Source organism: Brevibacterium oceani, assembly GCF_013623835.1.
GTDB classification, from domain to species: domain Bacteria; phylum Actinomycetota; class Actinomycetes; order Actinomycetales; family Brevibacteriaceae; genus Brevibacterium; species Brevibacterium oceani.
In genome coordinates, this window is sequence record NZ_JABKDE010000006.1 from 186,624 (window position 1) to 212,459 (window position 25,836).

A 25,836-nucleotide genomic window follows, 5' to 3' on the forward strand; every position below is an offset into this window, starting at 1 on the left:
GAAAACCCGGAGATGCGTGCGGAAGGGGAAGCCGCACGAGTCTCCGCGAGCGCCTGGGGCACAATGCGGTCGAGGGGAGGCCGGAACGTGTTTTCCGGCCTCCCCTCGGCTGTTGTCCACAGAGTTATCCACAGATCGTGTCACCCCCTGGCGATCCCCTCCTCCACTGACTACCGTAGAAGTCTGCAGCGGAGTCGAGGCGAAGGGGCCACGATGTTCAGAATCTTTCCCAGCGTTCCCATTACGTGGCGTTCGTCCTCATGCATCCAGTTCGGGGCCGATGATCCTGTCCTCATCGACGGCCTGCTTCCCGCTGATGTCAGCCTCATCGAAGACCTTCGCCTCGGAATCGGCTCGTCCCAGTTCTATGCTCGGGCACAGGAGCTCGGCGCCGACCTCAGCCGTGCGAGTTCGCTCATCACTCTCTTGGGCGAGGCCGGCGTGCTCATTCCCGACGGATCGGACGCCGAGGAGGTCCCGAAGGGCTCCCCCGCCTTTGCGGCCGCCCGCACCTACGGGCTGCCTCCGAATCGAGTCTCCCGGATCCTGGGCGCCCGCCCCGTCCTCGTCACCGGTCCCCTGCGGTCCATCATCGACGGGCACCTCGGGTCTGCGGGATTCGCCGTCTCGTCGGCTCGCCGGGTCGAAGACCTCGATCTCATGTCTGCCCCGCTGGTGGTCACGACCTCACATCTGGTTGCCGACCTGCATTCGGCGATGTGGCTCAACGATCGAGAGGTCGACCACTGTCAGGTCGTGCTCGGCGAACACGCGGTGGAGGTCACGGGCCTCATCCGTCCGGGCCGCACACCGTGTGCCGTGTGTTCCTGCCTGCATCGCAGGGACGTCGATTCCGGATGGTTCGAACAGTACCCGCGCCTCTGCGCTCTGCCCGAACGGGACAGTCTGGCAGACCCCGTGGCTCGCGTGCTCGGGGCCGCTCATGCCGTTCAGCTCCTCCGCAGCGCTCTGCTCGAGCACGATCGGGGTGCTTTCCGACGGGTCATCACCATCGAGGAGGGGTCGGTCAGCGAATCGGAGCTGTCGTATCACGATCAGTGCCACTGCCGCGCGCCGGTGCCCGACTTCGGTTCAGTCAGCGAGCAGGCCCAATAGACTCGCCCCGTAGAGTTCGAGCTTCGTCGCCCCGATCCCCGGAACCCGGGAGAGTCCGTCGAGGTCGCGAGGATGATTCTCCGCGATCACCGACAGAGACGTGTCGGTGAGCACGAGATAAGGCGGCAGACCCTGCTCCATCCCGACTCGAGTCCGCCACCTGCGCAGTCGATCAAGCAGATCGAGATCGACCTCTGCAGGGCAGTGGGAGCACCTCCCGAGTGCTCGATCGATCTGGGAGACGAGTGCGCGGCCGCACCGACGGCAGCGGTTGAGCGCGGCCGCGGTCGCCGTCGACTGCGCTCGAGCCATCGACTGACCGACCTGCCCCAGCTCGGAGAGGAAGCGCGAGGATCTGCGGGGCTTCTGCTTCGAATCGAAGCGAGCCAGCGACCAGCTCATCCGCAGCTCCCTGCCAGCACGAGTGAGTGCCACGTAGAACAGGCGTCGCTCCTCGGCGACGGCTCGAGGGGTCTGCGCATAGCTGATCGGCAGCAGTCCCTCGCTCAGCCCGACGAGGTGGACGCTGTCCCACTCCAGACCCTTGGCTGCGTGAAACGATGCCAGGGTGACGCCCTCGATGTCGGGGGCGAACTGGTGTTCGGCACGATCGGCCAGGTCGTCGAGGAAGGCTTCCATCGGCACTGGGAGCACCTGCCCTGCCTGGTGCTCCTCCGCGAGGTCGACGAGGGCCTTGAGCGATTCCCACTTCTGCCTGCTCGCCCCCGGGCCCGGGGGTTCTCGAGTGAAGCCGAGGGACCCCAACACTTCGAGGACGGCTTCGGGCAGCGGGCGACCGTTCGAGGTGACGCGGGAGGCCTTGAGCATGAGGACGGCTTCCTTGACCTCCTTGCGGGCGAAGAAGCGTTCCCCACCCCGCAGAACGTAGGGGATTCCCGCGGCGGTCAGCGCCTGCTCATACGCGGGACTCTGACCGTTGGTGCGAAAGAGCACGGCGATGCTGCGCGGGCGACGGCCGGCGTGGATCTCGGCCGAGATCGCCTGGACCACTCCTGTTGCCTCGGCCTCATCGGTGGGGTATTCGGTCATGCTCGGCGGCCGACCTTCGGCGTTCTCCGTCCGCAGCGTCAGCGCGGTCTTCGAGGTGTGTCGGAGCAGACTGTTTGCGGTGGACACGATCGACTGCGAGGAGCGGTAGTTGCGGACGAGGCGGATGGTTCTGGCGCCCGGCATCGCCGCGTTGAGGGAACCGAGCAGGCTCGCGTCGGCTCCGGCGAAGGAATAGATCGTCTGGGCGGGATCTCCGACCACGCAGAGGTTGTCGCGGGGGCCCAACCAGCGGGAGAGCACGTCGAACTGCAGGGGCGAGACGTCCTGGAACTCGTCGACGACGAAGTGCCTGTACTGGTCCCGGATCTCCGCTGCGATCGCCGGGTATTCCGCGAGGACCCCGGAAAGCACGAGAAGCACATCGTCGAAGTCGAGCAGCCGCCCCCGGGTCTTGGCCTCGCCGTAGGCGTCGAAGATGCGCACCATGTCCTGGGCACCCAGCTGTCCCGGCAGGTCGCGTGCGGCCGCCTTGGTCGCATAGTCGTCGACGCCCAGCAGCGACGACGCAGCGAATTCGATCTCCGAGGCGACGTCGCGGGTCAGCTCCCGGCTGGTCTCCATGCCCAGGCTCTGCATCACGGATCCGATGATGCCGGCCTTGTTCTCGATGATGCGGGGGAACTCGCCTTCGGCAAAGCGGTCCCAGAAGAAACGCAGTTGGCGCAGGGCGGCAGAATGAAAGGTGCGGGCCTGCACTGCCGGCACCCCGAGTCCGCGCAGTCGAGAACGCATCTCCCCCGCCGCCTTCGCGGTGAAGGTCAGTGCCAGGACGTGGTTGGGAGGGAACACATCGGTGGCGATTCCGTAGGCGATCCTATGGGTCATGGCGCGGGTCTTGCCGGTGCCGGCACCGGCGAGGACGATCACCGGGGAGTCGAAATGGGTGGCGACCTCCCTCTGCTCCTCATCCAGGGCCTCGAGAAGGGCCGCGGCCGCAGCGCTCACTCGTTGTCCAACCAGCTGTACAGAAGCTGGCCGGCGATGGACACGGTCGACGGCGACCTGACCGTCTCCTCGGCGATTGCCGTGCGCAGCTCTTCCCGGGTGAACCATCGCAGCGAGGCGATCTCCGCCTCATCGGCGGCGAAGTCACGGCTGGGCGCCTCGGCGGAGAAGCCGAGCATGAGCGAGCATGGGAACGGCCATGGCTGGGAACCGAGGTATCTGGGATCGGTGACCTCGAGGTGGGCTTCCTCCCAGATCTCCCTGATCACCGCGTGTTCGAGGGTCTCACCGGGTTCGACGAAACCGGCGAGAAGCGAATAGCGGTCAGCCTCCCACGCGGCGTTGTTGCCCAACAGCACCCGTTCGACCCCGTCGTCGTCGGTGTTGACGATGACGACGATCACCGCGGGATCGGTACGGGGGAAGTGTTCGCTGCCGGTCTCCGGATCGCGGCGGACCCACCCTCCGAGCACGGGAACGGTCGGAGATCCGGTGCGCGGAGAGTATTGGTGGGCGCGATGCCAATTGCCGACGCCGACGATTTCGCAGGCTAAGGACACCTGCACGTCGTCGAGGGACTCTGCCAGATGTCGCAGCGGCAGCCAGACGGGCTCGGAGCTGTCGACACCGTCGCCCGGTGCGGTGAGCAGATCGCTGGCATCGCGGGCGCGAGAGGCCTCCAATGCTGAGTCGATGCGGCTGCGTCCCTCGTCGTCGAGCGAGATGCCGATGTACCGGGTGCCCTGTGGGTCGAGACCCAGATAGACCTCCGTCTGTGCCGCGGGGACGAGGGCGCGATCGCCGAGAAAGAGCCCACCGGAGGCCACGAGCAGGTTTCCCCGATGTTCGAAGACGGGCACGGCACCGGCGGCCCAGATCTCGGACAGGTCCCCGTCCTGGCCACGCGTGAGATGGTCGCGATCGATTCCGTGACGGGCGAGGCTGATCGGCTGGACCGGGGGCAATGGCTTCATGTCCTCCACGATAACGCAGGCCCCTGACTCGCCTGCCGGGCACGACCGACTCGCCTGCGTGGGCGGATCCATGCAGTGCGCACGGATCCGATCGGTGCCGATGCCCGCCTTAGGGCCTCGTGAGCCCGCGCCGGAACCGCCGCTGACACGCTCGGCGGCGAGTCCCGTGTCTCAGCGGGATGCAGACGGTAGATTGGGGAAGGTGGATATCAAGGCGCTCAAGTTGACTGCGATCGCGGCGACCATGCTCGACGGCTTCGCCCCGACGAAATGGACTCCCCTGCCGCCCTTGGACGACGGTGTCCGAGTTCTGCTCAGCGATGACCGACAGCAGCTCGTGGCGACGGCTCAGACGCAGCTCGATCGCACTGCGGACATCGGTTCCGCCGCCGAGGCGGGTCGCCTCTACGATGCCATGTATCCTCACGCCGACTTCTCCTGGCCGCATCTGCGAGCCATCACCGAGGTCGAGGCCGAGTACTTCGATACCGCGACCCCGACGACCGTGACCCTGTCCGATCCGCTGCCGGGCGCCCCGTTGGGCGATGTGCCCATCGCCGACACGGCCCGTGCCAGCTCTCTGGCGCAGGCTCTGGCGACCCTGCACTCTGCTGCTCCCGAAACGGTCTCCGAAGCGGGCTTCCCCGTCGAGGACCCTGCTCGAGCGCAGTTCCTCATCCTCGAAAGGCTCGATCAGGCCGCGAGCACGGGTCGGGTGCCCTCGGCGCTGCTGCAGCACTGGGAGGAGGAATTCGAGAAGGTCGCGCTCTGGCACTTCCTCGCCACTCCGATCCACGGCTCGATCGACGAGACGAGCGTCTACACCGATCAGGAGCGCGTGCTCGCCCTTTCGGAGATCGGCCGCCTGCGGGTCGCCGATCCCGCGATCGATCTCGCAGCAGCCTCGGCGCTCATCGATCCCGCCGCCCTGCCGACATTCTTCGAGGAGTACCGCAGCTCCCGCCCCCGTGCCGATGAGCATGTGATCGATCGTGCCGAACTGCTCGCCGAGTTCGCCGTCCTCGACTGGCTGCTCGAAGCCGTGGATTCAGGTGACGAGACCGCGGTGCAGGACGCCGCCGAACTCCTGACCTCCTTCAGCAACGTCCTCTTCTCCGGCGCAGCCGGTGTCGACACAGCGGACTCCGGCATCAGGGCCGCCGAGTCTCCGGACTCCGATGCGCAGGACGCGACCACCGAGGACTCCGATCCCGCCTCAACGGACACAGTCGAGGACGCCGCCGCCCCGACGGCGCCCCGACGCATCGCGGCGGCTGCCGATGAGGACACCACCGATGTCGAAGCCGCGATCACCGAGAAGGAGCGTGGCGACGTCTACATTCCGCAGGCCCGCCCGACCAGGTCCTCGGATACGTCGCCGGCTTCCGCCAACACCGGTTCGGACACCGAACCGTCCACAGATGACACCGGAGCGGACACCGAACCATGGTCCGATGACGAACCCGGATCGGCCACGGAGCCGACCGCCCGTGAACACGAGGTCACGAGCTCACGGGAGAGCGAGGATACCGGGCGGATCGCTCGGCCCGACCACGACTGACCTGCTGTTCAGCCGCGCTCTGCTGACTCGATCTCTGCCCCTGCGGGTGTCGACGGGCCTTCAGGCGATGTCGTTGTCCTCGAGCCAGCGGATGATGGCGTCCTCATCGGGCAGTTCGGTGAAGCGCACGATCTCGTCGCTGCCGACGAAGTAGAACGTGCCGGTCACCTCGGTGATCTCCGGATGGGCTCTGAGGATCGCGAACCGGTAGAGCGCCAGCTGCCACTTCATCACCTCGAGCACGTCGGCAGCCGGCTTCTTCGAAGTCTTCCAGTCGACGACCTCCGCGTGTCCCTCGGTGATGAACACGGCGTCGATCTTGCCGGGGACCCGGAAGCGCCCGAGGACGAGTTCGAACGACATCTCGACATGGTCGGCTCGTCGGGTGGCGAACTCGGAGGACAGGAACGTCTCCTGCAGCCGTTCGATCGTGGCGGCATCGCTCGGTCGAGCGATGTCGTCGTCGCCGATGTCGATGCTCGATTGGCCGAAATGCTGTTCGACCCAGGCGTGGAAACCGGTGCCGATCTCGGCGGCTCGGCTCGGCGGGCTCGGAATCGGTCGCAGCGTCTGCGTGCGAAATCCCTGCGGGTCCCGCCGCCACGCGACCAGCGCGGTCGCCGACAAACGGTCGGGCATACCGGATGCCGAGGTCGGCGCCGGCCGGTCGCCGATGCGCAGCGCCTGTGCCGCATACCGTCCGACAGGGCCGGGCTCGTCGGCTAGGTCGCTCAGTGCACGGTCCGGGGTGGTCTCAACCCAGGTCGCGGCCCGTTCTGCGGCCGCCACCTGGCGGGTGCGCGGCACCGGCCACGGAGTCGTCTCGATTCTGTCCTCGGCGGATTCGTCCGCCGGCTCGGGAATCTCCAGGTCGATGCCCAGAGCCTGGGCCGCCTCGGTGAGGAACGGTGAGGGATCGTCGGGAACGGCGCGCGATCCCATCACCTCGGCACCGAGCCACAGGTGGCGTTTCGCACGAGTGAAAGCGACATACGCGAGGCGTCGCTCTTCCGCTTCGTGGGCATCGGCGATCTGCGGCTTGATGAAGTCGTTGATCCATTCGTCGAGTTCCTTCTTCGTGTCGAACTCGGCATTGCGGAGGTCGAAGTCGACGAGATGGGCGCGGTCCCCGCGCAGCGGATACGGAAGCGCCGTCCGCTCCATCCAGCCTTCCTTGTCACGAGGTTCGGTCGGGAAGTCCTTGACCACGAGGGCCGGCACCGCGACCGCGTCGAATTCCAGTCCCTTCGAGGCGTGGACGGTCATGATATTGATCGCGTAGGCGGCCGTCGTCGGTTCCGCCGTGCTCAGCGCATCGTGTGTCTCCATGAGACTCAGCCAGGACAGGAAACGCGTGATCGAGGGCAGTTCGTCGGCCGCCGAATACTGGCTGGCGGCGGACAGGAACGCATCGACGGCGGAGCGGTGCAGATTGCGCAGGGAGTCACTCAGTCCCCAGATATCCGAGTCGATTCCCGTCTCGGCCATGGCTGTGCGGATGACGGAGGCGATGGTGCCGGTGCCCGAGCGCACGGTGCGCAGAGCTTTCGCCAGCCTCACCAGACGGCCGAGCGCCACCCGGCTCAGTCCAGTGTCAAGGCAGTCGGCGACAGCGGTCTTCTCTCCGGCCGTACGGGCACCCTGGTCGAGGGCGCGCTCGACGTCGATGAGCTCATCGATGCCTTCGATGATCGTCGCCTGGTCGATTGCTTCGACGATGCTCGCCTCGGACTCGAGGCCGTCTCGGGCTCGTTCTGCCTGCCGACGGTCGGTCTGACGACGAGTGAAAGCTTGGAGTGCGGCGATGTCACCGGCGCCGAGGCCGAGCATGCGGCCGCTGATGAGTCGCATGATCTCGTCCCCGGCCATCGGGTCGACTGCGGCGGTGAGAACGGCGCGCATGTCCGCGACGAACGGGTCGCTGAGCAGACCGGAGGAGCCGTGCACATGAACGGCGAAGCCGGCGGCTTCGAGTGCGGCGGCGACCGGGGCGAAGTGGGCGCGCTTTCGACACAGCACGGCTTTCGTCGCCGCTTCGGGGACGGTGCGGAACCAATCCGTGAGGGCGCGCTTGCCGTTGGTCAGGTAGTCCGGGTCGTGGGCGCCCGAGCTGATCTCGATGCACACCTCGCCTTCGCCGGCTCCGTCCCGGGCCGACAGCGGGGTCTCCCGGCTGTCGGTGAGTCCGTCGGCGATGCGGTTGGCCGTCTGCAGGATCGTCCGGTCGTTGCGCCAGCTGGTGCTCAGGGTCAGCGATTCGACGTCGGCGAAGTCCGAGGAGAACCGGATCATATTGTCGGCACTGGCCCCGCGCCAGCCGTAGATGGCCTGTCGGGGGTCGCCGACGGCAGTGACTGCGGCGGTGCCGAAGAGGTCACGCAGCAGCCCGAGCTGGGCGACCGAGGTGTCCTGGAATTCGTCGAGGAGCACGATCTTCCAGCGGGCGCGCTCGGCCGCGGCGGCGGCCGGCACCTCGTCGATGATGCGCTGGGCGAATCGCACCTGATCGGAGAAGTCCATCGCGAGGTTGCGTCTCTTCGCCCGCATGTAGGAATCGGCCAGTCGCGCGGTCCTGATCTTCGCTTCGAGCTTCGCACGCCGACCGTTGGGGTCGACCGGCTTTCCCTTACTCGACACGAGCGCGGCCAGGCACTGGTCGAGATAGGCGGTCACGTCGTCGACGTCGCGGCCGTGATCGTTCATTGCCGCGGCGAAGGCGATGACGTCATCGATCATCGTTTCGCGGGAGTAGTTGCCGGGGATCTCATCCGGAGCTGCTGCGTCGATGAGCCCCCCGGCGATGGTGTGCGCGGCCGCCTCGTCGAGCAGCACCGTCTCGGGCTCGATCCCGATGCTCACTCCGTGTTCGCTCACGATCGAGGCGGCGTAGGAGTTGTAGGTCGACACCGTCGGGTTCTCCAGCCCGGGCAGGGACAGGTCTGCGCCCCGCCCGAGGTTGTGACGCAGTCGCGACAGCAGCACCCGGATGCGTCCGCCGAGTTCTCCGACGGCTTTGCGGGTGAAGGTCAGTCCGAGGATCTCTTCGGGTGAGACGTATTCGTTGGCGACCAGCCACACCACGCGCTGGGAGATGACAGTGGTCTTGCCCGATCCGGCCCCGGCGGTGACCTTCATCGACTGGCCGGGGTCGGCCTCGATGATGACTCGCTGTTCGGGACTGGGCGGAAACGCCTGCGCGGGGTCGGCTGCGGTCAGTCGCGCGAGTTCCTCGGCGCTGAATCGCATCAGTTCTCCTCCAACATCTTCGGGCCGATGGCCGGACACGACGATCGCACCGGGCAGCTCAGGCACTTCTGCGGGTCGACGCGGGCGGGGAAGGTCCCTGCGCGCATCCGACCGGAGACGTCGTCGATGAGTTCCCGCGCCCAATTCGGGTCCTCGTCGACTTCCAACGCCCGCTGCTGCCGGACGGTGCGGGCCGAGTTGCGCAGGAAGACGAGTTCGGCGCCGTAGGCACGCGCGTCGAGCGTCTGATCCTCACCGATCGTGATGGTTCCGGAATTGATCGCCTCCTGGTAGACGCCGAGCTGAGCGTGCCTGTCCATCTCTTTGCCGGCGACGACGTTCTTGCCGGTCTTGAAGTCGATGATGCGCAGTCCGCCGTCGACGTCCTCGACTCGGTCGAGACGGCCGGTGACCTTCCACTGTCGGCCGTCGGCGTCCTCGCCCACGGCGTAGACCTGTGCTTCCACCCCCACGAGCTCACCCGGAGCGTTCGCAATGTATTCGCCGAGGCGGTCGGCCATCTTCATCGCCACCTCGAGTTCCCGTTCGCGCTGCCATTCGGCGTCGAACTCGAGTGAGGCGAATTCGGCCTCGACATAGTCGCGGATCGCCGAGGTCGGCCCGGAGGGGTAGTTCTCCGCAGCCGCGTGGATGATGGTGCCGAGATTCTGCGCGGTCGAGCTCGGTCGGTCGCCGCCGTTGCGAGTGAGGAACCAGCGCAGGGAACAGTCGGTGAAGGATTCGACCTGGGACGGTGAGATCCGCACGGTGTCGGAGTCGGAGAAGAGCGGCTCGGACGAGGTGATGTCCTCGGATTCGCGCCACCGGCTCGGCGCTTCGACTGCCGAGCTCGCTGCCGAGAGCGCACGCATCAGCTGCGCCCATGTCTGGGTATCGGCATCGGGTGCGGGATGCTCGGTCGAAGTATCGGGATCGGTGCGCTCGGTCGAGGAGGGATCGACGTCGGCGGCCTGAAGCAGATGAGCCCGGGCATGTGCGGCCATCTCCGGCAGGGTCAACGGGGGCAGCTCGTCCTCGTGGGTGATCGCGTATCCGTCGGCCGCCTCGGTGCCATTCATCGTTCCTGCCGCAATGACGTCGAAGAACGGGGAGGGCTCGGTCTCCGAATCGGTGACGGCGGTGACGATCACCCGCTCCTGTGCCCTGCTCAGAGCGGTGTAGAAGAGTTCTCCCTCCTCTCGCAGGTTCGTGCGCTTGGCGTGCCCGTGAAAACCGGGGTCGCCGGTCACCGTCTCACCGGAGGCCAGCACCGCGGCGAGGTCGGTGAGCCCGAGGATGCCGCCGCGCAGCTTCGGGTTCGGCCACACACCCTCGTTGACCTCGGCGATGATGACCAACGGCACGCGCACATGGGCCAGGGACGACGGTGTGCCCACGCGGACGTGATCGGAGAACCCTGCGGTATCGGCCAGCGAGTCCTGTGCGATGTCCTGCTCGGCGACGATCCCGGCGAAGGAGCGGGCCGTGAATCCGCCGCGGTCGGCGATCTTCTCGGCCAGGGCGAACAGCCGCAGCACCGAGTCGAGGTAGCCACCTGTGACCGATTCGGGATCGCGAAGCGCTTCGGACTGCCACCTCTGGGCCACTCCGGCGGCCTCCCAGATCGACCACAGCGCTTCGTGCGGGTCGACCGCTCCGACGTCGGCTGCGGCGCGGAGCATGCGTGAGATCGTCACCAGTGCCTGCGGCGAGTCATCATCGACGGGGTGGCGCAGCGCCTGAGCGAGTGACGCCGTACTCGAAGCTGCGGGGAAGCGTCGCCGCACCGCCCGACGGAAACGACGGATCTGCACCGGGTCGAGCCGGACATAGATGCTGCCGGCCAGGGACAGGGCGAGTTCGGCGATGGATTCGTCGTCGTCGAAGTCCGGGGTCGTCGACAGCAGCTGCAGCAGCGGAGCGGTCGCCGGGTCCACGTTGAGCGGCTGCATGAGGGTGGCGATGGAGACTCCCGCTGCTCGCAGTTCGTTCGCGATGCTTCGGGCCGTCGACGAGTTCCGGCAGATGAGCGCGACATCGGACCAGGCGTGCCCGTTCTCGACGAAGTTCGTGATCCGGCGGGCCAGATACCGATGTCCCGAGGCGCTGCCTTCGAAGACATGGGTCTCGACCTGCTCGTCGCGATCCGCGGTCGGGTGCGAGCCGCCGGCCTCACCGGCGTTCGGCGCTGCGTCCGTCGGGACGTAGGCGGCCCCTTTCGGCACTGCCTCCACGGCGTCGTTCGCGTTCATCGGTGCATCATCGACGGCGTCGGCTTCGGCGTCGGCTTCGGCGTCGACTCCCGCTCCGGGCCTGGGCATGTGCCGAAGCGACCAGCGGCTGGTGATCCGGGCGCCGAATCCGTCGATGACCGCGCCCAGATCGGCATCGACGTCCCACAGCCGGTCGAGGACGACGGTGCGGAAATTCGGGTCGTCGGTGCTGCGGTCGATGATCGACGCATCGGCGCCGTGGAAGCGCCCGGTCACCGTCTCCGGGCTGCCGAACAGGGCGAGGGCGCTGCCGCGTCTGCGCAGCTGCTCGAGGATTCCCCACCCGGCGGCCGGGAAGTCCTGCACGCCGTCGGCGAGCACGACGGTGGGCACCAGATCGGGGGCGAACGTCCACGGTCGGCCCGCGGTCACCTCGGCGGGTTCGCGGAACACCTCGAACGCAGCCAGAGCCAGGACGGTGGCCGAATCGATCCCGCCGTAGCCGGGCATGGACATGATGCCCAGATATTCATCGAGAACCTCGGCCACGGCCGCCCACCGGGGGTCGGGATTGTTCGCAAGCACCCGTTCCAGGGCGCTGCGACCGTAGTCGAAGACGTGTTCGTCGGCGCCGGAACCGGACGGCTCCGGCACGTGCAGGCCGAAGTCGAACTCCATCACCCGGTTGAGGGCATCTCTGACCTCGGTGCGGAACGCCGAGGTCGCCCGCACCTCGGCGGTGATCTCCGTCGGCCAGGCGGGGGCCCGCCCATGGCCGAGCTCATGGCCGGCCAGCAGGTCGGCCAGGAACACATCCTGATCCGCTCCGGAGATGAACTCGAGGTCCTCCCCCGTCCGGGTCGTGTGTGCGGCGCGGGCGATTCCGTAGGCGAAGGAGGACAGGCTCCGGGCGGGAGCGGCCGACAGCACGGCGTCGGCGGGCACCGGCAGCCGATTGCGCAGCACATCGGCATGGTCGCGATCCGGGGTGAGCACGAGCACCGAGGCGGGGCTGATCCGGGACACCAGCCGTGCGTAGACGGATTCGAGCAGCGTCGTCTTCCCCGTCCCCGGCCGACCGACGATGCTCAGGCTCTGCCCGCCCAGCAGGGCGGCGCTCATCTCCTCGGGCATCTCATCCATACTCGTATTCCATCACGAGGGGCTGACATGACTCCCTCGCGGCCGGGTCCGGCGCGTCGCCGAACCGAGGCAGATGCAGTTACCCGACAGTGACGTCGCGTAACATTGAAGAATGTCGAGTCCACAACAGAGATTGCCCCGTGACCAACGCCGCGACCAACTGGTGGGAGTGGCACGCTCCGTCTTCGCCACCCGTGGATATCGCACGACCTCGATGGATATGATCGCCGAGGCCGCTGGTGTGTCCAAACCCGTGCTCTACCAGCACTTCGACTCCAAACAGGATCTCTACCTCGCGCTCATCGACGCTTCGGCCTCCCTCCTCGACTCCAGGCTCGCCGAGGCGCTGGAGCTGACGAAGGATCCCCAGGAGCAGGTTCGTGCGACCTATCGCGCCTACTTCGACTTCGTCGTCTCCCACCGCGAAGAGTTCGTCATCATCTTCAACTCCGATGTCTACGAGCCGAAGGCCGAGGAGAAGCTGCGCGCCCTGCGCGAACGCTCGGCGGCACGGGTGGTCACGGCGCTGCAGCACTTCGCCCGGTTGGGCGACGACGAGGCCCGGCTGCTGTGCCGTGCGCTCATCGGCACCGCCGAGGTCGTCGTCAAGCAGATCGATTCCCAGCGCGGTGTCGACGTCGATTCCGCGGTCGCCCTGCTCACGCAGATGAGCTGGGGCGGACTGCAGTCCTTCGCTCAGCGCTGAGCGGAATCCTGCGGGAAGAAAACGCCCTCCGACTGCCGTTAAGCTGAGGACAGACCCACCCGTCAACCGTCACCTAGGATCCGCACAAGGAGCACCATGGAAATCAAGATCGGCGTCAAGCAGACACAGCGTGAGATCACCCTCGAAACGGACGAGGATGCGAAGGCACTGGCCGCACGCATCGAGGAGAAGATCCAGTCCGACGGGCTGCTGACGTTCACCGACACGAAGGGACGTCAGATCTTCGTCCCTGCCGGCTCGCTCGGCTACATCGAGGTCGGTGCCGAGTCCGCTCGCCGCGTCGGCTTCAGTGCCTGAGAGTTCCGGCTTCGGCATCCGAGCGCTCCGGTACCGGCATCGGAGCGGACGCGAGCTCCGCACCAACAGGGCAGGGCCCCGGTCACACCGACCGGGGCCCTGCCCTGTTTGTGCGGGCTGTATGCCGACATGTGTGTACGGACAGGACGTGTCGACGTGGCAGCGTGGCAGTGCGGGCGCGCATCTGTCTACTGGAAGTGCACGCTCAGTGCACAAATGCAGGGGCACATGCACTCTCGATGCACAGTTGTGGTGCGCGCAGCACCAGAGCGGAAAGCTCAGGCGACGAGTCCGAGGGCGGACATGCGCTTCGAGTGATTCGAGGTCACGGCGGGGATCATTTCGACCACGAGGCCTTCGTCGATGCCGAGGACGGGATCGGTGAGCAGGGTGCGGGCACGGCCGAGCGTCTCGGCGACGAGCTTGCGTCCCCACAGTGCCAGACGGGATGCCAGCTGCGTGTCCTCGGCCACTTCGGCAGTCAGACGATTGCGCGCATAATCGCTGGCCCGTGTATCATCGAGAATTGCAATAGCCAGGCTGTATCCGGGCTCCGCGAGTTCATCCACAGCCGTGCGGTAGAAATCATTCATGATTCCGTCGAAGACGAATCCCTTCATGAGGCTTTCGTACCAGTCGCGAGGACGAGTCCTTTCAGCCAGCGTGCTGAAGGTCGGCTCGAAGTGCTGACAGAGCTCGATCACATCCTGGCCCATCTGATCGATGTGCTGTGAGAGCTGTTCGAAGTTCGCGAATGACTGAGAGGCCAACCGCGCCAAGATGACCTTGTCATCGAGATCCGCTGCGGTCGTTGCGTTGGTGGCCATACGTTCGAAACCGGTCAGCTCGCCGAACGCCACGAGTGCGAGCGTCGCAGCATCTTTACCGGCCAATGGGACAGAATCGGGCATAGTGCAAGACTACCGGTTCGCAGCCCATGACAAGCGCTCATGCGCTAAAAGGAGTTTGGAATATGGCGGAGACAGAAGCGGATTTCGCGGACCTGGGAGTCGCCGGACCCATCGTGGCCTCGTTGGCCGCAGCAGGAATCACCCACCCCTTCCCGATTCAGGCACTGACGCTGCCGGTGGCGCTCTCGGGCGCCGACATCATCGGGCAGGCCAAGACCGGCACCGGAAAGACCCTGGGCTTCGGCATCCCCCTGCTCCAGCGGGTCGTCGGCAAGACCGAGGACTCCTCGGTCACGTCGAACCCTGAGGCCACCCCCGACAGCGTCATTGATTCGACGGAGCAGCGCCTGCCGCAGGCACTCGTCGTCGTGCCCACCCGTGAGCTCGCCAAGCAGGTCGCGGCCGATCTCGTCACCGCCTCGGTGCAGCGCGATATCGACATCATGACGATCTACGGCGGCATGGACTTCGATCCGCAGATCAATCGACTCAAGGCGGGAGTCGACGTCGTCGTCGGCACCCCCGGCCGCCTCCTCGACCTCTACGGGCGCAAGATCCTCAAGCTCCACCGGGTTCGCACCGTCGTCCTCGACGAGGCCGACGAGATGCTCGACCTCGGGTTCCTGCCCGACGTGGAGAAGATCATCAACGCGGTGCCCGCGCACCGGCAGACGATGCTGTTCTCCGCGACGATGCCCGGCGCCGTCATCACCCTGGCCCGCCGCTACATGAACCAGCCGACCCACATCCGTGCGCAGGATCACGAGGACCTGTCCCTGACGGGGAAGAACACCACCCAGTTCGTCTACCGCGCCCATTCGATGGACAAGAGCGAACTCGTCGCCCGTATGCTCCAGGCGGAGGGACGCGGACGAACCATCATCTTCACCCGCACCAAACGCACCGCCGACAAGCTCGCGGCCGAACTCGAAGACCGCGGATTCGCCGTCAAGGCACTCCACGGCGACCTCGGTCAGTCGCAGCGCGAGAAGGCCCTGAAGTCATTCCGCGACGGCAAGGTCGATGTGCTCGTGGCCACCGACGTCGCCGCCCGCGGCATCGACATCGACGATGTCACGCACGTGGTCAACTACCAATGCCCCGAGGATGAGAAGACCTATGTCCACCGCATCGGCCGCACCGGTCGTGCCGGCCATTCGGGCGTCGCCGTCACCCTCGTCGACTGGGACGACATGCCGCGCTGGCGGCTGATCAACAAGGCCCTCGGCCTCGATTTCGACGAACCCGCCGAGACCTATTCCACCTCGCCTCACTTCTTCTCCGACCTCGGCATCCCGAAGGGGACGAAGGGCCGCCTGCCCCGGCAGCATCCCGACGGCGAGGACCAGGGCGGTGCCGAGAAGACGTCCCACGGCTCGGAGCGTCGTCGCTCGTCCGGTCGTTCCCGCTCCTCCGAGCGTTCCACCGATCGCCGAGGTGGCTCTTCCGACCGTCGCAGCGGCTCCTCCGACTCCGGTGACGGTGAGCGCAAGCCGCGTCGTCAGCGTTCACGCCGACGCACCCGCGGCGGCAGGCCCGTCAACCGCGGGCAGGGTGGACAGAGCGGCCGGGGCGGCCACTCGACCACCGAAGCCAGCGAGGACTGACAATCGAGACGAAGAGGGCCCCGATCGAAAGATCGGGGCCCTCTTCGTTGACCCTGCGTTCAATCCGACCCCCGCCCGAGTCGACGACTCCTCCCCCGCCGGCGAACGCCTCACCACGCCGTCGACTGCCGACAATGCGCCCACTGCCGAAGCTCAGCCGAAGAAGGCCCACCGCCATGACGTCGACGTCATGCGCGTCCTCGCCGGACTCACCGTCATGGTCGGCCACTCCGGCGGTGTGCACATCGGCCGCAGTGAGGAAGGCAGCAATGCCTGGTGGCTCGGTCACCTCGCCGAGGCGGTCAACCCCTGGGCCGTGCCCATGTTCTTCATGATCGCCGGTTGGGCGGTCCTCGCCGGCGCGCCCCCGCGCACCGAGGCGGAGATGTGGGATCGGATCGTTCGTCACCTGGTACCTCTTGCCGTGTGGTCGGTCATCTTCGTCCTCGCTTTCACCCTCTTCGACACCGACGAGGTGATTGTCCGGCACGACCTCGCGCGCAGCTTCCTCGAAGCCGGCCGTCCCGCATTCCACCTGTGGTGCCTCTACGCGTACATTCCGCTCATCCTCGGCTTCGGCGCTCTCGTCCTGTTCTGGAAGGGCGGGCGTCCCCGGCGGCTCGCGCCAGCGCCACGAGCTGCGTCCGCCGATCTGGACGCTGTGTCTGCTCTTCGCCGTCTCGGCACTCGGGGTCCTGTGGTGGGAGCCCCAGCGGGAGTACCCGATCGCGAATGCGAATCCGCTCATCGTCGGTCTCGCGATCAGCGTCATCCTCGTCGTCTCGCGCATCCGCCTCGGCGATCGGATGGAGAAGTTCGTCACGCGACTGGCCTCAGCCTCGTTCGGCGCGTTCCTCGTCCACGTGTTCTTCCTCGAGCTCTTCTTCGAACACCTCTACGACGTCGAGGCCGGACCTCTTCTCCTCGTCGTCCAATACCTCGGGTTACTCGCCCTCATGGCAGCAGTGTCCTACGCGCTCAGCCTCACCTAGGGGCAGACTCCGTCTGCGCCGACTCCTCGGCTGAAACGGCCGGGTGCCTTCGCCCAGACGATCCCGCCAAAGCGACGACGGCTCATGCCGTCTGCACTCGCTCAACCCTGGATGAAGTCGACTCCGCCGGGCCGTGAGGCCGCACGCTCGATGAGCTTCGCGAGCATGTGATCGGAAGTGACGTGCTCGCCGAGGCGGTTCGGCTTTCCCGTCCCGTGGTAATCGCTCGAACCGGTGATGATGAGATCGTGCTCATGAGCGAGCCTGCGCATCGACTCCCGCTCCTGCGGTGGATTGTCCCGATGGTCGACCTCGAGTCCGTCGAGGCCGGCCGCGATGAACTCGGCCATCGCGGAATCGGGCACGACCCGCCCGCGCATGGCCGCACGAGGGTGAGCGAAGACCGAGACTCCCCCGGCCTCGCGGATCAGGCCGATCGCAGTGATCGGGTCGATCGTCGGCAGTGCGACATGGTACTTTCCGTGACTGGACAGAATCGATGAGAACGCTTCGGTGCGGTTGTCGACGACACCCGCGGCGACCAGGGCATCGGCGATGTGCGGACGGCCGATCGTCGCGTCCTCGCCCGAGACCGAGAGCACAGCGTCCATGTCGATGGGATAGTCCTCGGCGAGACGCTCGATGATGAGGTGGGTGCGGTGAACGCGCGCCCTCCTCGTCTCCTGCACCACCTCGGCGAGCCCGGTGTCATAGGGATCGTGAAGGTAGGACAGCAGGTGCACGCTGATGCCTTCATAGCGACAGGAGATCTCCATTCCCCGGACGAGCCCGAGCCCGTAGACCCGCGCCGCGTCGACGGCCGGCGTCCAACCGGCGGTGGTGTCGTGGTCGGTGATGCCGACGACATCGATGCCCTCCATCGACGCTTCGGAGATGAGTTCGGAAGGGGTCTGGGTCCCGTCCGAGAATGCGGTGTGCACATGGAGATCGATGACCATGGTCACAGTCTATCTGCAACTGTCGTTCGCGCTTCCCACCCGCAGGCACGATGTCGGAGATGCCGCCTAGACTGGGGTCATGACTGAGCAGAACCCAGACACTCAAGACTCGACTCAAGCACTCTCAGACCGCGTCAACAACCGCTCGCATCGACCGAACTCCCAAGCCTTCCGCGACTTCGTGGCCTCCGGTTGGGATCGCACCCCCCTCAATGCCGAGGCCCTCGGCGCCGCCGGCTTCACTCCGGCCCGTCGCGCCCAGGTATCGGCGGCCTTTCCCGGCGAACGCCTCGTCGTTCCCGCCGGCGGGCTCAAGGTCCGTTCCAATGACACCGACTACCGCTTCCGTGCGCACTCGGCGTTCATCCACCTCACCGGGCTCGAGACCGATTCCGAGCCCGACGCCGTGCTCGTCTTCGAACCGAGCGAGGACGGCCACGACGTGACCCTGTACTTCCGTCCCCGCGCGGGAGCCGACACCGAGGAGTTCTTCTCCGATGCGCGCTACGGCGAATACTGGGTCGGTCCACGTGCCGATCTGCAGGCCATGTCGACGATGACGGGGATCGCCACGGAGAACTCCGCGGTCGTCGACGACGTCATCACGAAGGACCTCGGAGCGATCTCCGTGCGCCTGGTCCGACAGGCCGATGTCCGCATCGACGGTGTCATCGACCTCGCCCGCACGCAGGTCCAGGCCGATCTGGAGACGTCCGAGGCCGGCGACGAAGAACTGGCGCAGATGCTCTCCGAGCTGCGACTGATCAAGGACGAGCACGAGGTCGACGCCCTGCGCGAGGCCGTCGCGATCACCCGGGCGGGCTTCGACAACGTCGTCTCCGCACTGCCGAAGGCGCTGGGCCATCGCCGCGGTGAGCGCATCATCGAAACCGCGTTCGAAACCGCGGCCCGCTCCGACGGCAACGGCGTCGGCTATGACACGATCGCGGCATCCGGCGACCATGCCTGCACCCTGCACTGGATCCGCAACGACGGGGAGGTCAGAGACGGTGATCTCGTCCTCGTCGACGCCGGAGCCGAAGCCGACTCCCTCTACACCGCCGACATCACCCGCACCCTGCCGGTCTCGGGCACCTTCACCGAGGTGCAGGCGAAGATCTACGACGCCGTGCTCGCCGCCTCCGACGCCGCGTTCGCCGTCGCCGCCGAACATGCGCAGCGTCCCGTGAAGTTCCGGGAGGTCCACGAGGCGGCCATGGAGGTCATCGCCGAACGCCTCGAGTCCTTCGGCGTCCTGCCCGTCTCGGCCGTCGAGTCCCTGTCCCCCGAGGGCCAGCAGCACCGCCGGTGGATGGTCCACGGCACCAGCCACCACCTCGGTCTCGACGTCCACGACTGCGCTCAGGCCCGGGCCGAGATGTACCTCGATGCCACCCTCGCACCGGGAATGGTCTTCACCATCGAACCCGGCCTGTACTTCAAGGCCGATGACCTGCTGCTGCCCGAGGAGTTCCGCGGCAACGGGGTGCGCATCGAAGACGACGTCCTCGTCACCGCCGACGGTGTGGAGAACCTCTCCGCCGACTTCCCGCGCACCCGCGCCGAGGTCGAGGCCTGGGTCCAGGGACGATGACCGGAGACACCGGGACGAATGCCGGACCCGGCTCGGGTCCCGTCCGCGGACGTGGGATCCTCGAGGTCCCCGGCATCCGCCTCGGCCATGCCGACGAGTCCTCGCCCTCCCGACTGACCGGGCTGAGCGTCGTCCTGCCGCCGCCCGGATCCACGGTCGGCGTCGACGTCCGCGGCGGCGGTCCGGCCACCCGGGAGACCGATGTCATCGCCCCGGGCACCCATTCCTACGGCGCCGATGCCATCGTCCTCACCGGCGGTTCCGCCTTGGGACTGAGCGCCGTGGGCGGGGTCGTCGACACCCTCGCCGAGGCGGGGCTCGGATTCCCGGCTCCCGGACTCTCCGAGACCGTCGTGCCCATCGTTCCCGCGGCCGCGATCTATGATCTCGGTCGCGGCGACGGCACCGTCGCCCCGCCCACCCCGGCCGAGGGCGCCCTGGCTGCGCGGGCGGCACTGTCCGAGGCGGCGGTCGAGGTCAGAGGCTGCCTCGGCGCGGGGACCGGGGCCCGATCGGGATTCCAGAGTCTGCGCAGCGGGCTCGGCTCCTTTGCGATCCGACTGCCCGGCGGCGTCACCGTCGCGGCCCTCGTGGCCGCGAACTCCCTGGGCACGATCGGCACACCGGCCGGCGGCTTGTGGTTGGATCCGCTGCTGCGATCGCTGCACCTCGACCTTCCATCCGTCCACGATCTGCCGGCCGCTCCCGTGCCGGATCCGGAGACGGCTGCGAAGAACACGACGATCGCGGTCGTCGCCACCGATGCCCGACTCGATCCGGCACAGGTGACGCGGATGGCCTCGGGCGCACATGCCGGAATCGCCCGCGCGGTGCAGCCGTCGCATACCCTCTACGACGGCGACACCGTCTTCGGCATCTCCACCGGTTCGCGCACTCTGCCATCTGACTTCGGCGCCGCCGACCGCGAACTCGTGAGCATCACCGCGGCAGCCGCCGACGCTCTGAGCCTGGCGATCCTCGACGCCCATGCTGCGGCGGTCCCGGTCGATGCCGAATGGAGACAGCCGTCGGCCCTGAGCGAGATCGCACCGGACTTCACCTCCGCGTTCACCAAGCTCTGACCACGAAGACGGGGCCCGCCGTTCGGCGGGCCCCGTCTTCGTGGTTCGGTTTCGCGTCAGTCGTTGCGAGCCGACTGAGCCTCGTCGGAGTCGAGACCCTTCGGCTCCCTGATCTCCTTCTTCTGCTGGGCGTCGAAGCCGTCCTGGCGCAGCAGCTTCTGCGATTCGGACTGCGCTGCGGCCTCGTCCTCGACCACGGTGAACCTGACCGTCTGGCTGAAGTCACGACCGTAGCGGTCGGTTCCGGTCACCTCGGCGGTGTGGGTTCCCAGATCGAGATCGGCAGGAATCGCCGTCCGCCACAGATGCGAGCTCGACTGCCCGACATTGCCGGAGGTGCGCAGGTTCTGCGAGGCCGTGTACGGGTCGGTGTACTCCCAACCCTTCGCCAGGGCCTCGCCCTTGCCCGGCTGAGTGTGTTCGGACCGTTTCGGGCTCTTTCCGTCGAAGCTGACCTCGACACGGGCATCCGAGGTTCCGGCCAGGAAGCTCGAGGTCAGCCACGTCTGACCCTGCTTGAGGTCGTCGCGGGTGACGACGCGTTCGGAGATCGCCTCCGGAGCTGTCCCTTCCTTGTCCGCGTCCTGCCACTCCTGAGCCTTCTGCGCCCAGTCGCGCCATTCCGGCGAGTTCACACCGAGCAGCAGCTGGTGATCTTCCGTTTCGTTGCGCACGGTATAGCGTTCGCTGCGCGAGGCGCCGTCGAATTCGAGGGTGAGCACGCCCGGTTCGGAAGCGTCCTGAGTGAACGAGTACGGCAGTCCGTCGGCGTTGAGCCCACCGGAGTACCAGTCTCCGGAGACGGCGCCGGCGACGATCTGCGTATTGGGCAGCTTCTCGATTCCCGCTTCCGCCCATTCCTTCCGCGTCTCCCCGGCCACGAGGTTCTCCTGCGTGTGCGTGTGACCGCCGATGGTCACCGCGTTGGGATAGTCGGCGATGACGTCGTAGAAGTCCTTCGCATTGTCGACGACGACCTCTTTGTGAGTGAGGATCGGTGCATGGGTGGCGATGACGACCTGCGCGTTCTTCGGCACGTTCTTCAGGTCGTTGGCCAACCAGGTCAGCTGCTCATCGGTGATGTTCTCCTTGTACTTCTTGTTGTTCGCCTTGCCCTCGTATTCGATGCTGTCGAGGACGACGAAGTGGGTCTTGCCCACATCGTAGGAGAAGTAGGAAGGGCCGAACTGGTCGCGGAACGTGTCGAGGGCGTGGGCATCGTCGACGGCGTCGTAGTCCTGATCGTGGTTGCCGGGGGCGACGCGGACGGGTCCGTTGGTCTGCGAATAGATGTCGCGCAGTTCGTCGTTGAGGCTGAGGTCGTCGCCGACGTTGTCGCCGAGCAGCAGCACACCGCAGGCTCCGTAGTCGTTCCGATCGGCGAGGTCGCCCACGGCGCCGTCGCGGGCATAGCCCATCTCGGTCTTGTCATAGCCCTGGGTGTCAGCGGCGATCGGGCAGTTCTGCTCCGAGGCGGCTGAGGCCTTCGATTCGACCATCGGGAAGTTCACGGCCTTCGGAGTCTCCCCCGTCGGTGCGATGCCGCCGTACTTGAGGTCCCCGGAGCCTTCGGGCAGGTGGTTGTAGCTGAACTGTGCGACCTTGTCCTCATCGACGGGCACCTGCCAACCGGCCGGCTGGGTGACCGACACGGTCATATTGTCACGCACGGGCAGCTCGTAGCGGCCCTCGCCGTCGGTCTGGACGACGTCGACCCCATTGGTCACCGCGACCCCGGCCACGCCCGACTCATCACCGTCGAGCTTCGAGTTCTCGTTGACGTCGTCGAAGACCTGGCCGGTGAACGTCTGCGGGTCCGCGGCCGTTCCGCGGTCGACCTGGACGTGGCCCTCATACATCTCGGCCGGCGTATTCGCCGCCGTCGCGGCGGTGGGTGAGAGCAGCGGGGCGAAGAGTGCAAGGGCCGCCCAGGCCCCGAGGCCTGAGGCGGTGGTGCGAGGACGGATTCGTCGTGTCTGCATGGATTTCTCCTGAATTCGACTGTGGCGGACTGTGCCGAGAAACGACCCTAAGGAGACGGGGCGACAACGAGGTGAAGCCGACAGGACTACTTGATGAATAGGAGAAGTGCCTCCGTGGAACCCGATGCCCAATGACCTGTAGCCGGTGAGACGTGCGCTGCATCCTCGTCGGCTCGGCACCGGCACACGGCCAGTCGGAATCGGCGGGTCGGGGGCGGCCGGACTGGGCGGTCGGTCAGGAGCGGCCGGCCCGGGTGTGATCTGGCTTCAATTCGCGGAGTCGGCGCCGCAAACACCCGGCCACCACGTAGTCTGAGAATATGAGTGGTCCACCGAAAAGAGTCTTCGTCGCCCGACTCGTCTCCGCCCCCGTCTTCGACCCGCTCGGTGATCAGGTCGGCAGGGTCAGAGACGTCGTCATCGTCTACCGGGCGACGATGCGGCAGTTCCCCCGCGCCATCGGCCTCGTCGTCGAGGTTCCCGGTCGACGGCGTGTCTTCGTGCCGATGGGCCGCGTGACCGCGATCGACTCCGGGCAGGTCATCACCACCGGTCTGGTGAATATGCGTCGCTTCGAACAGCGGCAGTCTGAGACTCTCGTCATCAACGACCTCCTCGACCGCCGGCTGCGGCTGCGCGAGGACAACGCCCCCGTGCTCGTTGAGGACGTCGGCATCGAACAGCAGGTGAACAAGGACTGGGAGGTCACTCGCCTGTTCGTGCGCCGCGTCCCCGAACGCACCGCCTTCGCCGCATTCCGACGCCGAGGTGAGACGAAGCAGATCGACTGGACCGACGCCGACCATCCCGCCGATTCCGAGGTCGACCAGGAAGCCACCCAGGTCATCGCCGCCTACCAGGACACGAAGCCGGCAGACCTCGCCGATGTGCTCTTCGAGATGAACCCCGGCCGGCGCCTCCAGGTCGCCCGCGCCCTCGACGACGAACGCCTCGCCGACGTCGTCGAGGAGCTGCCCGCCGAGACCCAGATCGAGGTCCTCACCGGATTGGAGACCGAACGCGCCGTCACCGTCCTCGAGGAGATGGAGCCCGATGATGCTGCCGATCTCCTCGGCGAACTCAGCGACGAGCAGGCCGAACGCTTCCTGGCGCTGATGGAACCCGATGAGGCCGAGGACGTGCGCACCCTGCTGGCCTACGACGACGACACGGCCGGCGGTCTGATGACCACCGAACCGGTCATCCTCACACCTGAGGCCACCGTCGCCGAGGCGCTTGCCCATGTGCGCCGCGAGGACCTTCCCGCTGCTCTGGCGGCCGCGGTCTTCGTCTGCCGCCAACCAGTGGAGACCCCGACAGGGAAGTATCTGGGCCTCGTCCACATCCAGGAGATGCTCCGGCATCCCCCACATGAGGCGGTCGGCATCATGCTCGACACCGAGGTCGAACCGCTGGCGCCGGACGCTCCCCTCGGTGAGGTGTCGAAGCTGCTGGCCGCGTACAATTTGGTCTCGGTGCCGATCACCGATGAGAACGATCGCCTCGTCGGTGTGGTCACCGTCGATGACGTCCTCGACGAGCTGCTGCCCGAGGACTGGCGCACCACCGGACGCGATGAGCCCAGGAAGGGGTAGGCATGGCTGTGGATGATTTCGAGATCCCTCGGTCGAGCAAACGCAAGCTGCCGACCTTCACCGTCTCCCCCGAGACCTTCGGCCGCGGCGCCGAAGCCTTCGCCCGCTTCATGGGCACCCCGGCGTTCCTCGTGGGAATGACCGTCTTCTGCGCCGTGTGGCTGCTGTGGAACACTCTGCTGCCCGAATCCTGGCAGTTCGACCCGCGGTCATTGAACTTCACGCTGCTCACGCTCATCCTCTCTCTGCAGGCCTCGTATGCGGCGCCGCTCATCCTGCTCGCTGAGAACCGCAGCACCGACCGCGACCGGGTGGAGTTCGAACACGACCGGCAGCGCGCCGAACGCAATCTCGCCGACACCGAGTACCTGGCCCGGGAGGTCGCGGCGCTGCGCATCGCCATGCGTGAGGTCGCGACGCGCGACTTCATCCGCTCCGAGCTCAAGGATCTGCTCAAGGAGCTCGAGGAGGAGGCACAGCCGAAGCCGACTGCCGGTCGCAGCGGCTCTTCCGAGGGTGACGGCACCTCCGCGCATGACGGCCCCGACTCCTGAAGGGTAGTGTTGGAGCCCCGGAAGGCACTGAGCCGGGAGGAGAGGACATGGGTATGACTGGTCTGGATACGGATGCGGTGAGAGAGGCTCTGACCGGCGTCATCGATCCCGAGATCCGCCGCAACATCGTCGAACTCGACATGGTCGACGACATCAGCATCGACGGCGGCAGGGTCACCGTCACGGTCCTGCTCACCATCGCCGGATGCCCGCTCAAGGACACGATCACGAAGGACACGAAGGCCGCGGTCTCCCGCCTCGACGGGGTCACCGAGGTCTCTGTCGTCCTCGGCACGATGACTCCCGAACAGCGCAAGGCGATGAAGGAGAAGCTGCAGGGCAGCGGAACCCGCGAAAATCCCTTCAACCGCCCCGATTCCCTCACCAAGGTCTACGCCATCGCCTCCGGCAAGGGAGGGGTCGGAAAATCCTCGGTCACGGCCAACCTCGCGGTCGCCTTGGCGGCCAAGGGCCTGCGCGTGGGCGTTGTCGACGCCGATATCTACGGATTCTCGATCCCCGGCATGCTCGGTCTCTCCGGCAAACCCACCCGAGTCGACGAGATGATCCTTCCGCAGGTCTCCCATGACGTGAAGGTGATGAGCATCGGCATGTTCGTCCCGCCCAGCCAGGCTGTCGTGTGGCGAGGACCGATGCTCCACCGGGCTCTGCAGCAGTTCCTCACCGACGTGTTCTGGGGTGATCTCGATGTGCTCCTGCTCGACCTGCCTCCGGGCACCGGTGATATCGCGATCTCCGTCTCGCAGCTGCTGCCCGGGTCCGAACTCCTCGTCGTCACCACTCCGCAGGCCGCCGCCGCACAGGTCGCCGAACGCGCGGGATCCATCGCCACGCAGACGAAGCAGGAGCTCATCGGGGTGATCGAGAACATGTCCTGGATGGAGATGCCCGACGGCACCCGCATGGAGGTGTTCGGGTCCGGTGGTGGGCAGAGCGTGGCGTCGAACCTCTCGCGCACGGTTGAGAAGGATGTGCCGCTGCTGGCGCAGGTTCCGCTCGACACAGCGTTGAGGGAAGGCTCCGACGCGGGCACCCCGGTCGTCCTCGGCCACCCCGAGTCGCCTGCCGGACGCGCCTTCGACGCCCTCGCCGATTCCCTGCGCAGGCGCTCCCGCGGACTCGCCGGCCGGTCGCTGGGGCTCAGTCCGGCCTGATCTGGTCTGGCTCGGCCCCGGCCTGGCCCGACCGGGCCCGGTCCGGGCTGGCACGACGCCGTCCGGTGCGATCACCGACGGCTCTGCGACAG

18 protein-coding genes and 1 pseudogene are annotated in these 25,836 nt (G+C 66.8%); 12 read left to right on the forward strand and 7 right to left on the reverse strand.

Features of this window, described 5'->3' with window-relative positions; all coding sequences use genetic code 11:
• The first annotated feature begins 213 nt into the window (after positions 1-213).
• A complete protein-coding gene (locus HK401_RS14440; protein WP_181275351.1) occupies positions 214-1,116 on the forward strand; it encodes a hypothetical protein in 903 nt (300 codons plus the stop codon).
• On the opposite strand, the gene HK401_RS14445 is transcribed toward HK401_RS14440, so the two are convergent.
• Positions 1,093-3,132, reverse strand: coding sequence for an ATP-dependent DNA helicase UvrD2 (locus tag HK401_RS14445; RefSeq protein WP_181275352.1), 2,040 nt, complete (start codon positions 3,130-3,132; stop codon positions 1,093-1,095). The genes HK401_RS14440 and HK401_RS14445 overlap by 24 nt on opposite strands.
• Positions 3,129-4,106 (reverse strand): NAD(+) diphosphatase, encoded by a 978-nt coding sequence (nudC, locus tag HK401_RS14450; protein ID WP_181275353.1) that lies wholly within the window; start codon positions 4,104-4,106, stop codon positions 3,129-3,131. Before nudC ends, HK401_RS14445 begins: the two co-directional genes overlap by 4 nt.
• Before the next feature lie 202 nt (positions 4,107-4,308).
• Between nudC and HK401_RS14455 the strand changes: the two genes are divergently transcribed.
• On the forward strand, positions 4,309-5,667 hold the full coding sequence (locus HK401_RS14455; RefSeq protein WP_181275354.1) for an aminoglycoside phosphotransferase: 1,359 nt from the start codon (positions 4,309-4,311) through the stop codon (positions 5,665-5,667).
• 60 nt (positions 5,668-5,727) lie between these two features.
• On the opposite strand, the gene HK401_RS14460 is transcribed toward HK401_RS14455, so the two are convergent.
• Together HK401_RS14460 and HK401_RS14465 are read right to left on the reverse strand one after the other, a co-directional pair.
• Complete coding sequence (locus HK401_RS14460) at positions 5,728-8,913, reverse strand: ATP-dependent helicase (protein WP_181275355.1); 3,186 nt, start codon at positions 8,911-8,913, stop codon at positions 5,728-5,730.
• On the reverse strand, positions 8,913-12,269 hold the full coding sequence (locus HK401_RS14465) for a PD-(D/E)XK nuclease family protein (protein WP_181275356.1): 3,357 nt from the start codon (positions 12,267-12,269) through the stop codon (positions 8,913-8,915). Before HK401_RS14465 ends, HK401_RS14460 begins: the two co-directional genes overlap by 1 nt.
• A 169-nt stretch (positions 12,270-12,438) precedes the next feature.
• Here HK401_RS14465 and HK401_RS14470 point away from each other — a divergent pair, with 169 nt between their 5' ends.
• Positions 12,439-12,975 carry a TetR/AcrR family transcriptional regulator gene (locus HK401_RS14470; protein ID WP_246490683.1) on the forward strand — a complete coding sequence of 179 codons (537 nt, stop codon included), beginning with the start codon at positions 12,439-12,441 and terminating at the stop codon, positions 12,973-12,975.
• 96 nt (positions 12,976-13,071) lie between these two features.
• Positions 13,072-13,293, forward strand: coding sequence for a DUF3107 domain-containing protein (locus HK401_RS14475; protein ID WP_166971320.1), 222 nt, complete (start codon positions 13,072-13,074; stop codon positions 13,291-13,293).
• Between the two features lie 278 nt (positions 13,294-13,571).
• Here the strand turns inward: HK401_RS14475 and HK401_RS14480 are convergent, their stop codons facing one another.
• Complete coding sequence (locus tag HK401_RS14480) at positions 13,572-14,204, reverse strand: ferritin-like fold-containing protein (RefSeq protein ID WP_181275357.1); 633 nt, start codon at positions 14,202-14,204, stop codon at positions 13,572-13,574.
• Positions 14,205-14,266: 62 nt separating this feature from the next.
• On the opposite strand from HK401_RS14480, the gene HK401_RS14485 reads away from it, so the two are divergent.
• The 3 genes and pseudogenes from HK401_RS14485 to HK401_RS20805 all read left to right on the forward strand — a co-directional run bounded on the left by HK401_RS14485 (position 14,267) and on the right by HK401_RS20805 (position 16,803).
• The gene (locus HK401_RS14485) at positions 14,267-15,811 is read left to right on the forward strand and encodes a DEAD/DEAH box helicase (RefSeq protein WP_181275358.1); all 1,545 of its coding nucleotides are present in this window, start codon (positions 14,267-14,269) and stop codon (positions 15,809-15,811) included.
• Positions 15,812-16,028: 217 nt separating this feature from the next.
• Positions 16,029-16,337: pseudogene (locus HK401_RS21205) on the forward strand (acyltransferase family protein); the annotation flags it as partial.
• The gene (locus HK401_RS20805) at positions 16,291-16,803 is read left to right on the forward strand and encodes an acyltransferase family protein (RefSeq protein ID WP_258234225.1); all 513 of its coding nucleotides are present in this window, start codon (positions 16,291-16,293) and stop codon (positions 16,801-16,803) included. The pseudogene HK401_RS21205 and the gene HK401_RS20805, both read left to right, overlap by 47 nt.
• Before the next feature lie 101 nt (positions 16,804-16,904).
• On the opposite strand, the gene HK401_RS14495 is transcribed toward HK401_RS20805, so the two are convergent.
• The gene (locus HK401_RS14495) at positions 16,905-17,762 is read right to left on the reverse strand and encodes a PHP domain-containing protein (RefSeq protein ID WP_181275360.1); all 858 of its coding nucleotides are present in this window, start codon (positions 17,760-17,762) and stop codon (positions 16,905-16,907) included.
• 79 nt (positions 17,763-17,841) lie between these two features.
• Here HK401_RS14495 and HK401_RS14500 point away from each other — a divergent pair, with 79 nt between their 5' ends.
• Positions 17,842-19,356, forward strand: a complete 1,515-nt coding sequence (locus HK401_RS14500; RefSeq protein ID WP_181275361.1) for an aminopeptidase P family protein — start codon at positions 17,842-17,844, stop codon at positions 19,354-19,356.
• Positions 19,353-20,438, forward strand: a complete 1,086-nt coding sequence (locus HK401_RS14505) for a P1 family peptidase (protein ID WP_181275362.1) — start codon at positions 19,353-19,355, stop codon at positions 20,436-20,438. Before HK401_RS14500 ends, HK401_RS14505 begins: the two co-directional genes overlap by 4 nt.
• A gap of 56 nt (positions 20,439-20,494) precedes the next feature.
• On the opposite strand, the gene HK401_RS14510 is transcribed toward HK401_RS14505, so the two are convergent.
• Positions 20,495-22,420: a calcineurin-like phosphoesterase C-terminal domain-containing protein gene (locus HK401_RS14510; protein WP_181275363.1), complete on the reverse strand. Its 1,926-nt coding sequence runs from the start codon at positions 22,418-22,420 to the stop codon at positions 20,495-20,497.
• 320 nt (positions 22,421-22,740) lie between these two features.
• Here HK401_RS14510 and HK401_RS14515 point away from each other — a divergent pair, with 320 nt between their 5' ends.
• From HK401_RS14515 to HK401_RS14525, 3 genes are read left to right on the forward strand one after another with little or no spacing between them, the layout of a single operon-like run.
• A complete protein-coding gene (locus HK401_RS14515; RefSeq protein WP_181275364.1) occupies positions 22,741-24,015 on the forward strand; it encodes a magnesium transporter MgtE N-terminal domain-containing protein in 1,275 nt (424 codons plus the stop codon).
• 2 nt (positions 24,016-24,017) lie between these two features.
• Positions 24,018-24,569 (forward strand): DUF1003 domain-containing protein, encoded by a 552-nt coding sequence (locus HK401_RS14520; RefSeq protein WP_246490682.1) that lies wholly within the window; start codon positions 24,018-24,020, stop codon positions 24,567-24,569.
• 53 nt (positions 24,570-24,622) lie between these two features.
• Complete coding sequence (locus tag HK401_RS14525) at positions 24,623-25,744, forward strand: Mrp/NBP35 family ATP-binding protein (RefSeq protein WP_181275365.1); 1,122 nt, start codon at positions 24,623-24,625, stop codon at positions 25,742-25,744.
• Positions 25,745-25,836 lie beyond the last annotated feature (92 nt).

Bases quoted from the DNA above. Each gene is read 5' to 3' on its own strand.
- HK401_RS14440 (WP_181275351.1), top strand. From the start codon at position 214: ATGTTCAGAATCTTTCCCAGCGTTCCCATTACGTGGCGTTCGTCCTCA.
- nudC (WP_181275353.1), bottom strand. From the start codon at position 4,106: ATGAAGCCATTGCCCCCGGTCCAGCCGATCAGCCTCGCCCGTCACGGA.
- HK401_RS14460 (WP_181275355.1), bottom strand. From the start codon at position 8,913: ATGCGATTCAGCGCCGAGGAACTCGCGCGACTGACCGCAGCCGACCCC.
- HK401_RS14465 (WP_181275356.1), bottom strand. From the start codon at position 12,269: ATGGATGAGATGCCCGAGGAGATGAGCGCCGCCCTGCTGGGCGGGCAG.
- HK401_RS14475 (WP_166971320.1), top strand. From the start codon at position 13,072: ATGGAAATCAAGATCGGCGTCAAGCAGACACAGCGTGAGATCACCCTC.
- HK401_RS14480 (WP_181275357.1), bottom strand. From the start codon at position 14,204: ATGCCCGATTCTGTCCCATTGGCCGGTAAAGATGCTGCGACGCTCGCA.
- HK401_RS14485 (WP_181275358.1), top strand. From the start codon at position 14,267: ATGGCGGAGACAGAAGCGGATTTCGCGGACCTGGGAGTCGCCGGACCC.
- HK401_RS14495 (WP_181275360.1), bottom strand. From the start codon at position 17,762: ATGGTCATCGATCTCCATGTGCACACCGCATTCTCGGACGGGACCCAG.
- HK401_RS14500 (WP_181275361.1), top strand. From the start codon at position 17,842: ATGACTGAGCAGAACCCAGACACTCAAGACTCGACTCAAGCACTCTCA.
- HK401_RS14505 (WP_181275362.1), top strand. From the start codon at position 19,353: ATGACCGGAGACACCGGGACGAATGCCGGACCCGGCTCGGGTCCCGTC.
- HK401_RS14510 (WP_181275363.1), bottom strand. From the start codon at position 22,420: ATGCAGACACGACGAATCCGTCCTCGCACCACCGCCTCAGGCCTCGGG.
- HK401_RS14515 (WP_181275364.1), top strand. From the start codon at position 22,741: ATGAGTGGTCCACCGAAAAGAGTCTTCGTCGCCCGACTCGTCTCCGCC.
- HK401_RS14520 (WP_246490682.1), top strand. From the start codon at position 24,018: ATGGCTGTGGATGATTTCGAGATCCCTCGGTCGAGCAAACGCAAGCTG.
- HK401_RS14525 (WP_181275365.1), top strand. From the start codon at position 24,623: ATGACTGGTCTGGATACGGATGCGGTGAGAGAGGCTCTGACCGGCGTC.